Source organism: Wukongibacter baidiensis (assembly GCF_050888315.1).
GTDB lineage: Bacteria > Bacillota > Clostridia > Peptostreptococcales > Caminicellaceae > Wukongibacter > Wukongibacter baidiensis.
In genome coordinates, this window is record NZ_CP138202.1 from 4,192,192 (window position 1) to 4,204,535 (window position 12,344).

Annotated in this window: 10 protein-coding genes; 9 read left to right on the forward strand and 1 reads right to left on the reverse strand. The window is 35.0% G+C overall.

The genetic code is table 11. The features are described 5' to 3' along the window. Nucleotides 1–27: 27 nt before the first annotated feature. The 6 genes from R9X47_RS18845 to fsa all read left to right on the forward strand — a co-directional run bounded on the left by R9X47_RS18845 (nucleotide 28) and on the right by fsa (nucleotide 6,678). On the forward strand, nucleotides 28–1,407 hold the full coding sequence (locus R9X47_RS18845) for a V-type ATP synthase subunit B (RefSeq protein WP_432662573.1): 1,380 nt from the start codon (nucleotides 28–30) through the stop codon (nucleotides 1,405–1,407). Between the two features lie 76 nt (nucleotides 1,408–1,483). Next, the gene (locus R9X47_RS18850; protein WP_432662574.1) at nucleotides 1,484–2,095 is read left to right on the forward strand and encodes a V-type ATP synthase subunit D; all 612 of its coding nucleotides are present in this window, start codon (nucleotides 1,484–1,486) and stop codon (nucleotides 2,093–2,095) included. A gap of 142 nt (nucleotides 2,096–2,237) precedes the next feature. Further along, the gene (locus R9X47_RS18855; RefSeq protein ID WP_432662575.1) at nucleotides 2,238–4,130 is read left to right on the forward strand and encodes an S-layer homology domain-containing protein; all 1,893 of its coding nucleotides are present in this window, start codon (nucleotides 2,238–2,240) and stop codon (nucleotides 4,128–4,130) included. Between the two features lie 471 nt (nucleotides 4,131–4,601). Further along, entirely contained in the window at nucleotides 4,602–4,985 is a 384-nt protein-coding gene (locus R9X47_RS18860) for a hotdog domain-containing protein (protein ID WP_432662576.1), read from the forward strand. A gap of 24 nt (nucleotides 4,986–5,009) precedes the next feature. Next, a complete protein-coding gene (locus tag R9X47_RS18865; RefSeq protein ID WP_432662577.1) occupies nucleotides 5,010–5,825 on the forward strand; it encodes a 3-keto-5-aminohexanoate cleavage protein in 816 nt (271 codons plus the stop codon). Between the two features lie 208 nt (nucleotides 5,826–6,033). Beyond that, entirely contained in the window at nucleotides 6,034–6,678 is a 645-nt protein-coding gene (fsa, locus tag R9X47_RS18870; RefSeq protein WP_432662578.1) for a fructose-6-phosphate aldolase, read from the forward strand. Between the two features lie 45 nt (nucleotides 6,679–6,723). Here fsa and R9X47_RS18875 read toward each other — a convergent pair whose 3' ends face one another. After that, nucleotides 6,724–8,490, reverse strand: a complete 1,767-nt coding sequence (locus tag R9X47_RS18875; protein WP_432662579.1) for a stalk domain-containing protein — start codon at nucleotides 8,488–8,490, stop codon at nucleotides 6,724–6,726. 781 nt (nucleotides 8,491–9,271) lie between these two features. On the opposite strand from R9X47_RS18875, the gene glpX reads away from it, so the two are divergent. From glpX to rpmE, 3 genes are all read left to right on the forward strand, one after another. Further along, a complete protein-coding gene (gene glpX, locus R9X47_RS18880; RefSeq protein WP_432667658.1) occupies nucleotides 9,272–10,243 on the forward strand; it encodes a class II fructose-bisphosphatase in 972 nt (323 codons plus the stop codon). Between the two features lie 89 nt (nucleotides 10,244–10,332). Then, nucleotides 10,333–11,841, forward strand: a complete 1,509-nt coding sequence (rho, locus tag R9X47_RS18885) for a transcription termination factor Rho (protein WP_432662580.1) — start codon at nucleotides 10,333–10,335, stop codon at nucleotides 11,839–11,841. Between the two features lie 250 nt (nucleotides 11,842–12,091). Continuing rightward, the gene (gene rpmE / locus R9X47_RS18890) at nucleotides 12,092–12,289 is read left to right on the forward strand and encodes a 50S ribosomal protein L31 (protein WP_432662581.1); all 198 of its coding nucleotides are present in this window, start codon (nucleotides 12,092–12,094) and stop codon (nucleotides 12,287–12,289) included. Nucleotides 12,290–12,344 lie beyond the last annotated feature (55 nt).

The following is a 12,344-nucleotide window of genomic DNA, read 5'->3' on the forward strand; positions in this document are numbered from 1 at the left end:
TCATATTTAGATCTAGGACGTGATTTTATGAGAAAGGAATACTTGAAACTTGATAAAATAGAGGGTCCCTTAATAATGCTTTCCGATGTTGATGATGCATCCTATGGTGAAATAATTACTATTGACATGGATGGGGAAGAGAGAAAGGGAAAGGTAATAAAAATTGAGGGAGATAAGGTGGTAGCTCAGGTTTTTGAAGGAACATCTGGGCTATCTACGAGAAATGTTTGTGTAAGGTTTACTGGAAAGCCATTTGAAATCCCACTTTCTAAGGAGATTTTAGGAAGAACATTTAATGGAATTGGTAGGGCTATTGATAATGGAGGCAAAATCTACAGTGACCTTAATTATAATGTCAATGGAAGACCTATAAATCCTGTTGCAAGGAAGTATCCAAGAGATTTTATACAGACGGGCATTTCTTCAATAGATACTCTTGCTACTTTGATAAGGGGGCAGAAGCTTCCTATATTTTCGGGGAGTGGAATGTCCCATAACGAGCTAGCGGCTCAGATAGTAAGGCAGGCTAAGATTAGCTCGGACAGCGATGAAGAATTTGGAGTAGTTTTTGCAGCTATAGGTGTAAAACATGATGATGCAAATTATTTTAGAAGAAGCTTTGAAGAGTCTGGAGCAATAGAAAGGGTTGTTATGTACCTTAATCTAGCCGATGATCCCATAGTAGAGAGGATAATAACTCCTAGATGTGCACTGACGGCTGCTGAGTACCTTGCCTTTGAAGAGGGGATGCATATTCTTGTAATAATGACGGATATAACAAGTTATTGTGAGGCCCTCCGTGAGATTTCTTCTGCAAGGGAGGAAGTTCCCAGTAGAAAGGGATATCCCGGGTATCTTTATTCTGATCTAGCTACTCTCTACGAGAGAGCAGGCATGATGAAGGATAGTAAGGGTTCTATAACTCTATTACCTGTACTCACAATGCCAAATGATGATATCACCCACCCGGTGCCTGATTTAACTGGATATATAACAGAGGGACAAATTGTTTTAGGGAGAGAGTTGTATAGAAATAATATTTATCCACCGGTAAATATACTACCATCGTTGTCTAGGCTTATGAAGGACGGCATAGGAGAAGGATATACAAGGGAGGATCACCCTGAGGTTTCTAATCAGCTTTTTGCATCGTATTCAAGGGTCATGGAGGTTAGGGCTTTAGCCCAAATAATTGGTGAGGACGATCTATCGGAGACTGATAAAAAATACATGGAGTTTGGTAAAGAATTTGAAGGAAAGTTTATTTCCCAAGGCTTCGATGAAAATAGAAATATTGAGCAAAGTTTAGAGCTTGCTTGGGATATACTTGGTATCCTACCAGTAGAAGAGCTGGATAGACTGAGTCCAGAAATGATTGAGAAGTATTTTAAAGGGGCTGACTCATAAAGGTCTCTTATGAGTTTAGCCCCGGAGTGTTTCAGAAATTCGCCATTCTGAGACACCCCCCCGAGAGGAGATTCGTATGTTAAACACAACGCCAACAAAAGCCAATTTAATAAAGGCAAAAAACCTTCTTACTTTTTCTCAGAAAGGATATGAGCTTTTAGATAAGAAGAGAAGTGTTCTTATAAGGGAAATGATGGGACTTATTGATAGGGTTAAGGATGTTCAAGGCAGAATAACTACTACCTTTGAGGATGCATATAGAGCCCTTCAGGTTGTTAATGTGACTATGGGACTTAACAATGTTGAGGAGGTAGCTATGTCTATTCCAAAGGTAGAGGAATACGATATTTTGCTTAAGAGTATTATGGGGGTAGAAATTCCAACGGTTAAATATGAGAAAAAAGACCTACAGCCATATTATGGCTTTTTTAGAACCAATCCTGCCTTGGATATAGCGGTAACAAAGTTTAAAGAGGTAAAATATCTCATTTATGAGCTTGCTGAAATTGAAAATTCGATATACAAGCTTGCGATGGAAATAAAGAAGACTCAAAAGAGGGCAAATGGACTAGAAAAGATACAGATACCTAAATATAGGAAGCAAGTAAAGTTCATCTCTGAAGCCCTTGAAGAGAAGGAGAGAGAAGATTTCTTTAGACTTAAAAAGGTCAAGAGTAAAAATTTGTAGAAAAAAAGAATAATTATCACATAAATTGTATAATTTCCTTATATATTAGAGGATTTCTTTTTTTTATATAGAAGTACTAATAGTATAAAATTCAACCTAGATTTTTTATGTATAATCTGGGTTCAAGTGGGAGGTAAAACAAATGAAGAGAGTCAACAAAACACTAGTAGCAGCAGTAACTCTAATAATACTATTAATATCCAATACCGTAGGGGTCTTAGCACTTCAAAGTTTTACTGACGTTGGGGATGACCATTGGGCCAAGGACTATATTGAGAAGATGGCAGCGAAAAAAATTATAACTGGATTTCCAGATGCAACCTTTAGACCATCTGAAAATGTTGATAAATTAGCAACTATGGTTATGATATTTAGAACGCTCAAGGCTAGTAACAAATTAGCAGGTGTAGATGTAAACAGTGTAGTTAAAAAACATAATGGAACTTTAGACCAATTTAATATACCTACATGGGCTGAGGAAGCAGTAGCTGTAGGACTTGATAAGGACATTATTGACAAGGATGATCTTAAGGATTTCTTTAACGCAGATGGTTCTGTTAAGAAGGCTACTAGAACTGAGGTGTCTGTATTTTTAGGAAAGGCTTTAAATCTTTATCTAGATGAGAATCTAAAGAATGCTATAATAACCTTCGATTTTAATGATGCGGAGTTTATATCAAGTGATGCTGATGAATATGTTGATCTATTAGTACGCAAGAAAATCATAAAGGGCGATGAGAATGGAAACTTTAATCCTGGTAAGCCAATAGTTAGAGCGGCAGTAGCAAAGATGTTCTCTATAAGCTACGATATTTTAGCAGATATAAAGGTTGAGACTAAGCCAGATCCAAAGCCAGAGATATCAGATGAGGATTTAAAAACTAAAGAGGGCGAAATAACTGTAGTATTAGAAGATGATGATAAGCTACTTGTTAAGGAAAAGGATGGAGAGAGTGCTCTATATAAAATTGAAGAAGATACCAAGATACTAATAGATGGTAAAAGTTCAAGTATTAAATACCTTGAAGAAGGCCAGAAGATAGAGCTTTACGTTGATGAACATGGCAGATTGGTAAAGATAGAAACCGATGATAGTATTTCATCCTTAGAAGGAACTATATACAATATTGCAAATATGGGATCCTATTATCTTGTAACTGTGGAAGATGATAATGATAAAAAGAGAAGCTATGAGACAGATAAGAATACCTTTGTTTTACTTGATGACAAAGATGCCGATATGGAAGATCTAGATAAGGGAGATAAAGTTTCTTTAACGATAGACGGTGAGGAAATTGAGAAAATTATTGCTGAATCGAAGAAAAGAGAATATGAGGGAATACTACAAAGTAATGTGGTTTTTGATCAATATCCTAAAATAGAAATAAAGACACATACGCAAAAGACATATGAACTAGAAGTAGATGATGATGTTGAAGTGAAAAGGAACAATAAGACTAAGAAATTGACTGATTTAGCTCAAGGTGATATAGTAACTGTAACGACTGAATATGATAAGGTTACAAAAATAGTTGCCACTAGCGTCGAAACTGAAAGCCAAGAAGATGAAGGCGTAATAACTGAAATCATCCTAGGAAATGAGGATAAGATTACAATAGAAAGAGAAGATGGAGAAACAGAGACATATGTTGTAGCTTCCGATGCTGATATCGAAGTTGATAATGACGACGGTACGATCAACGACTTAAAGGTGGACTATAGAGTAGAGCTAAAAATAGAAAATGGTGAAGTAACTGATATTGAAGCTGAAGAAGCAGAGTCAAATGACTCTATCAGCGGCGTTATTACAGAAATATATGACGATTATGAAGCTATTACGGTAAAGGTTAAAAATGGAAGTAAGACAGAGTATATATCTGTATTGGCTGAAGATGCCGATATAATTTCTACAAGTGGTAGTGATAGAGATTTTGATTATCTTGACAAAAATGACGAGGTATTCATATATGGTGAAGAAGATGATAAAATATTTGATTTTGTTGCAGATAAAATAATCATTTTAAAGAAAAACTAAAGAGTAACTAATTTTGTTTATAAGAAACGGTTTGTAGTCTAAAACCGTTTCTTACTAATACATAGGAAATTATAAACATTATAAAGTCTAGGATAACTTTATAGTTTCCGTTACGTATTTTAACAAAGTCTACTTTGAAAAATTTTATATAGAGATCTAAGTGAAAATTTTAACTTATACACATCAAAACTCCCTAGGATCATCGGATGTTCTAATATGTATAAATTAAGCTTCGCTAGAAATTTTCTATATAGTTCTACGCTTGTAAAGTTTAACTTACTCAAGTAGTCACTGAGAATCCTTTTGGCTCATCATATCAACCTATTTTTCTATAAGATTTTAAGGGAAAAAAAGGTTAATAAAAATCGCTCAAAAGGAAACCTCAGAGCCTACTTTCGTTCCTTAGGTTCTATTGGCGTAGATTTATAAAAGGCTTTGTTTTAATATAAAATTATTTTGGGGGTATGAAGTATGAACAAAGCAATGATAAGAATGAGGATGAGCATGCATGATGCACATTATGGTGGAAATTTAGTTGACGGTGCAAAAATGCTCCAATTATTCGGTGATGTTGCCACTGAACTATTAATAAGACAGGATGGTGACGAAGGATTATTTGCAGGCTATGAAAGTGTAGAATTCACTGCGCCTGTATATGCGGGAGATTACATTGAAGCAGTAGGAGAAATCATCAAGCTAGGAAATTCTTCAAGAAAAATGGTATTTGAAGCAAGGAAGGTTATTGTTCCAAGACCAGATATTAATGACTCTGCATGTGACGTATTAGAAGAGCCTATAGTAGTATGTAAAGCAGTAGGTACTTGTGTAGTACCAAAGGATAAGCAAAGAGGGTAAGCAAAAAGTGAAAGGGTGTTAAGGATGCAAAAATTAATAATTACTGCTGCACTTACTGGCGCTGAGGTTACTAAGGAGCAACAGCCGAATTTACCTGTTACTCCTGATGAGATTGCTGAGGCTGCTTATGAATGCTATAAGGCAGGGGCTTCTATTGTACACGTACATGCTAGAGACAAGGATGGGAATCCTACTCAAGATTTTGAAGTTTATAAGGAAATCAAAGAAAAGATTGAAGCGAAGTGTAATATCATTGTTCAACCTTCAACCGGTGGAGCTGTATGGCATAGTGCTGAAGAAAGATTGCAGCCTGTGGAACTAGCTCCTGAAATGGCGACTTTAAGCTGTGGAACCTGTAACTTTGGACCCGATGTATTCATGAATTCACAGGAATATATCGAAAAGTTCGCAAAGAGAATGAAGGAGCTTGGAGTTAAGCCTGAGGTAGAAGTTTTTGAAAGAGGTATGATTAATAACGCACTTAGGTTGGTTAAAAAGGGTTTTATCGAGGCACCTGTTCACTTTGACTTTGTTCTTGGTGTACCGGGAGCTTGCCCAGGAACTCCTGATGATTTAATGCATATGGTAAGAAGTATACCAGTGGGATCAACCTGGACAGTTGCAGGTATCGGTAGAGCAGAGACGCCCCTTGCAGTTATGTCAATAATGCTTGGCGGACACGTAAGGGTTGGATTCGAAGATAACATATACTATACAAAGGGAGTTTTGGCTAAGTCAAACGCCCAGTTGGTAGAAAGAATAGTTAGAATTGCTAAGGAGTTAGAAAGAGAAGTAGCTACTCCTGATGAAGCAAGAGAAATATTAGGTATAAAGAAGTAGTAGATATGAATAATATATATATGGTTATATTATTGGGGCTATACTTTTGTTTATAGGTCTGGTAATATAAGTTTAAAAGAACACAATTGACTCTGAGGTCTTCTTGATTATAGTCTTAAAAATCTATTTTGTAGGTTTTAAAGGGGAAAAGAAGGACTTTCAGAGTCTATTCTATTGATGTTTGATTAACTTTGAAGGAGGGTTTTACATGAAACTTTTTATCGATACTGCAAATATTGATGAAATCAGAGAAATAAGTGAATGGGGCATTTTAGCAGGCGCTACTACTAATCCATCGCTTATAGCGAAGGAAGGAAGAGATTTAAAGGAAGTAATAAACGAGATAGTAAGCATCGTAGATGGTCCTATAAGTGCTGAGGTTGTAGCTGAAAATGCTGAAGACATGATTAAGGACGGGGAAGTTTTAGCTAAGATGCATGAAAATGTTGTTATTAAAATCCCGATGAATGAAGAGGGTTTAAAGGCTATAAAGGGTCTTAGCAAGAAAGGGATAAAAACAAATTGTACATTGATTTTTTCAGCAAATCAGGCATTGCTTGCAGCTAGAGCCGGTGCGACATTTGTAAGCCCTTTCGTAGGTAGAATGGATGATATAGGTAACGCAGGTGTGACACTTATCAATGAGGTTGCTCAGGTTTTTGATATTCATGGAATAGATACTGAGATTATTGCAGCTAGTATAAGACATCCAATGCATGTAACTGAATCAGCATTACAAGGGTCGCATATTGCTACGGTTCCTTATAAGGTGTTTAAGCAAATGTTAAAGCATCCACTTACTGATATTGGTATAGAAAAGTTTAATAATGACTGGGAAAAGTTGAACAAGTAAATAATATAAAAAAAACGTCTGACGACGTTTTTTTTTAACCCGGGTTTAATATTCAAGAGTTATAATCGAATCTTTATCAAACTTACTTTCGTAGGTAGTTCTATTGGCTTTAAAATAGCTCATATCAAGTTCTTTTGTTATGTTTTCTGTATCTATGTAGCCACTTCCCCAAGTAACATCTACAATAAGCCATTTTCCATTCACTAACATTTCATTCCATACATGGGTTTCCTCTAAGATGCTCCCCTGAATTAATTTAGATTGTATATTCGACGCTCTAAGTAATGCGGCAAATAAATAGGATATTTCCTCGTTGGTACCTTTTTTATCTACCAATACACCCTTAGCACTTCTTGATAGAGCGTCGGCAGCTTCTGTATCGTATTCTATGTTTTCGAAAATCCATTTGTAAATTGCTTCTGCCTTTTCATTTTCTGCAAGGTATTCTTTATCTATATCCTTTGTTATTTCCTGAGCTAAGGCAACAATATCTGGATCATCCTTTTCAACGAGCATACTTGGAACAAGATATGTTATATCTTGATTGTTATTATTAATGATACTAAATTGCATTAGTTTTCGTGAAGGATTATCCTCTGATTCAGGAGTCTTTACAGTCATGTTATGCCTTCCTAATCCAAATGGAGTATATATGGTTGCATTAAACTCTTTGTTTGAAATTGGTATCTTATATTCAGAAACCTTACCTTCCCTTGCAATTGAGACTACTACATGTTCTAAATCAATATCATCACCAACCGTACCAGTGAAGGCAAAGGGTTTATCAACTTCCATGTTTGAGTAGATTTCTGAGCTTAAGTTTATTCCATAATTAAAGAATGCATCGTATTCAATATAGTGTTCTTTATCAAGGTTAAAGGTTACACCGCTGATTTCTATGGTATTAATTATATCTGATATTGTATTTAATAGTTGACTATCATTTGACTCGGAGTAATAAGAAAATGTTATCTTATAACCGTAGCCGGAAGATGTAAAGTAGTATATGACTTGATCGATTTCCGGTGTTACAGAAGAATTTTTTAAATAAACTACACTTACATCAATACTATTAATATTAATTTTGTCGCTTCCGGTGAACACAACCTTATCTTTATAAGCATCTAAAATAGAAGTTTTGCTTTCTTCTGTAAATTTATCAAGGGTTTTATCTTCTTCTAAAGGAATGATGTCAACGGACATCTGAATGTTGTTTTCTTCATCCTTATAAGCAAACTTGCTGGATTTTTCGGTTTCAAGCCAAAATTCTGGTATCATGATCTCGAGATCATTTGCAAAATACACAGGTTTATAAGACATATCACCAATAAGTTTTGTTCCTTGGAATTCATCGACATCATAGGTTAATAAGACTATCCTGTTTTCAGGATCCCAATCAACTTTACCCCCAAAGCTTTCTGCTACGAATCTTACAGGGACTAGAGTACGACTATCCCTTATAATTGCAGGAGAATCCAAAGGCCAGCTTTTTCCGTTTCTGTAGGCAAACTCTTCTCCAATTGTGAGCTTGACAAACATGTCAGAAATACCCTTATATCTTCTATATGCAGTAACTGTTTTTGTTTCATTATGCCAATTGATCTTTGCTCCGAGCTGCTCAAAAATTGCTCTCATAGGAACCATGGTCCTATTATTTACAATTATAGGCTCTGTATCAAATTCTAAGACTTCGCCATTCAATTCAACAGTTATTGGCTTTGGACTTTCATCTGTTGGATCGGCATACGCATTTATGTTGGCGAAACTGAAAAAAATAAAAAATGATATCAATAGTAATAGTTTCTTTTTCATCACAGCACCTCCCTAATCTTTGTCCGTGGAAATTATTCTAATTGCTCTTCTAGTTAGTTGAAGAAATTGCATAATACAGTAGAGTGGATTTGGAAGTATATCTACACATTGTATTTAGCTACTGAAAATACTAATTATGCAAGTTTCTCAGTTGATATAGTTATGTAGTGAATTGAATACAAAATAGATACTTTTGTCCTATCTTAACTCTATACTAAATATATCATAACTAGTCTATAATATACCCTTTTGGAAAAATATTTAAAATAAATGTATAATAGGTGTAATAAAACTGTAATAATTAAATATATAGAGTTAATATAGCAAAACTTAATTTATGCATATACAAACACTCAATGCTTCTGGGAGTTTTTGTATATGTATAAATTATTAGTTTTACTTTAATCTCTATATAAAGAGTGTTACGAAAAATTAAACAAAGGGGACTTGTGTCGATATTGTTTTTGAATTGTGTTATAATGGTTAATGATAAGCAGACTAAACCTTTCTAATTTCAAAATGAATTTTATTTACCTACATAAATTCTATAATTTCCCTAGATATTTTTTAAAAATTTGATATTATGTAATAGTATAAAAGTTATGTAACGATGCTTTTTAGTTACAATGTATTGAATTATTAATGTTTAGGAAATGATGATATATTAAGTTGTAATTTTATTTGAGATTATTTCTTGGAGAGGAATATAATCTGAAAACGAGGGATTAACGCCTTAAACTTTTAGGCTGTGAGAAGAATACTAATTATATTGAGGGGGCTGATTATGGATAGAAATATTGCGATTAATCTTGTTAGAGTAACGGAAGCTGCTGCACTGGGAAGTGCAAAGTACATGGGCCGAGGAGATAAGAATATAGCGGATCAAGGTGCAGTTGATAACATGAGAAGAATGTTTGATACTATGGATATTAATGGAGTAGTGGTTATAGGAGAAGGAGAGCTTGATGAAGCTCCGATGCTTTATATTGGTGAGAAAATTGGTGCATGTAAACCAGATTCACCTGAGGTTGATATAGCTGTCGATCCTTTAGATGGAACTAATTGTGTTGCTAAAGGGATTGAAAACGCAATATCTGTTATAGCTATGGCGCCAAGAGGCTGTCTTTTAGAAGCGCCTGATACATATATGTATAAACTTGCAGTTGGTCCAAAGGCTAAGGGTTCTATAGACTTAAATGCTTCTGTTAAGGAGAATATGATAAATATTGCAAAGGCCCTTAATAAGGATATAACAGACCTTACTGTTACAATGCTTGATAGAGAGAGACATGAGGATATAATTAGAGATTGTAGAGAGCTTGGTTGTAGAATAAAATTATTTAGTGATGGTGATGTTGCTGCTGCTATTGCTACTTGTTTTGACCATACAGGAATAGATGTTTTAATTGGTAAGGGTGGAGCGCCAGAGGGCGTTATAGCTGCTGCTGCAATAAAATGTTTAGGTGGAGAAATGCAGGGTAAGCTTACTCCAATGAGTGATGAGGAACTAGAAAGATGTAAGAGTATGGGATCTGAAATAGACAAGGTTTTTCTTTTAGAGGACTTAGTTAAGGGTGATGAAGTATACTTTGCTGCAACAGGTGTTTCTGATGGAGACCTGTTGAGAGGTGTTAGATACCTACCACACAATAAGACGATGACCCATTCTGTTGTAATGAGATCAAAAACCGGAACGATTAGATTTATTGAAGCTATTCATGATATGGATAGAAAACCGGTATATGCGAAATAGAATATAAGTGCCATGGGCGATGTGCGGTAGGATTTTAAACTCGTACTATGCACATCGCACCTAGCACAAACTACTACGGAGGTGCAAACTTGGATTCAGTACATTTGGAAAATAAAAAAATATCAGAGCTTAGAGAAATGGCTAAGGAGTTAAATATTAAAGGCTATTCGAAATACAAAAAGAATGAGCTGATTAATATAATCTTAGAAAAATCTAGCGCTGATAAAAAAGATGTCATAAAAAAACAAGAGACGACTACAAAGATTAGTAAACCACAAGAGATGATTAGAAAAACGAGTAAACCTAAAGAAACGATTACAAGGTCCAGTAAGCCACAAGGAACAGTTAAGAAGGTTAGCAAGCCGAATGAAAACTCTTCAAAGAATACAAATGATGAAACAAGAAGGAGTAATAGAGTAAACGGAAATATTTCAAGGGAAAAGCTGCCTGGAAAGATAAATGATGAGATTAAGAGAAATAATGAGGCAGACGTTGTGGAAGGCGTTCTTGAAATAATGCCCGATGGTGGATTTGGATTTTTAAGATTTCATAACTTCTTATCAAGTGAATTAGATGTTTATGTTTCCCCTTCTCAAATCAGGAAATTCAATTTAAAAACAGGTGATAAGGTATCAGGTATCACTAGACCAGCTAAAAGTGGTGAAAAGTTCAGAGCTCTTCTATATGTTCAAAAAGTAAATGGTGATTCTCCTGAAGTTGCTGCAAGAAGACCTAACTTCGAGAATCTTACTCCGATTTATCCCAATGAAAGATTAACTTTAGAAGCTAACTCATCAGACCTTTCCATGAGGTTAATAGACTTTATTGCTCCTATAGGAAAAGGGCAGAGAGGTCTTATTGTTGCACCACCTAAAGCTGGTAAGACTATACTACTTCAGAAAATAGCTAAAAGCATATCTTTAAATTACCCAGAGGTAGAAATAATAGTGTTATTAATCGATGAAAGACCAGAGGAAGTAACGGATATGAAGCGTTCAATCGATGCGGATGTAATATATTCGACTTTTGATGAGCTTCCAAACCATCATATCAAGGTAGCGGAGATGGTGCTTAATAGAGCTCAAAGACTTGTAGAACAGAAAAAGGATGTTGTTATCCTACTAGATAGTATTACAAGATTGGCTAGAGCTTATAACCTTACAATACCTGCTACTGGAAGAACATTATCTGGAGGTCTTGACCCGGCGGCACTTCATAAGCCAAAGAGATTTTTTGGAGCTGCTAGAAATATCGAAGAGGGTGGAAGCTTAACGATTCTAGCCACTGCATTAGTTGAGACTGGAAGTAGGATGGATGATGTAATCTTTGAGGAATTTAAAGGAACAGGTAATATGGAGCTTCATTTAGATAGGAAATTATCAGAGAAGAGAATTTTCCCAGCTGTAGATATTAAGAAATCTGGTACTAGAAGGGAAGAGTTACTTCTTACGCAAAAAGAGATGGAAACTATATGGAATATAAGAAGAGCTATGGGTAATAATTCCACTTATGAGGTTACAGAAGCGATAATAAATCAACTTATAGCTACGAAAAATAATAGAGAATTCGTTGAAATGATGAGGAAAAAAATCCTATAGTAAGCAATAAAAACAAGAATATTGGAAAAATTTTCACTCGCAAAAATAAGTTGAAGTATTTCTTGAATATTGAAATCGGATATGATAAAATATAGAGGTTGAAGAGGTAATGTACTTAGATTAGATGAACTACGTATTCTACAATCTGTACTTGGGACTAGGCAAAGTGACGTGGACATTTTTGACCTTGACAATCGTACAGAATATTATTAATATATAGAAAGAAAATGTAATGAAAGAGGTGAAACGCATGAAGACTGGAATCCATCCAAAATACGACAAGTGTACAGTAAAATGTGCTTGTGGCAATACATTTGAAACTAAGTCAGTTAAGGAAGAGATTAGATTAGAAATTTGTTCTGAGTGTCATCCATTCTATACAGGAAACCAAAAAACTATAGAACGTGGCGGTAGAGCAGAGAAATTCAAGAAAAAATATGGTATCTAATAATAAAATTTCCAAAAGAGTTTCGAGGTTAGAGATAAATTTCTCTAACCTTGTT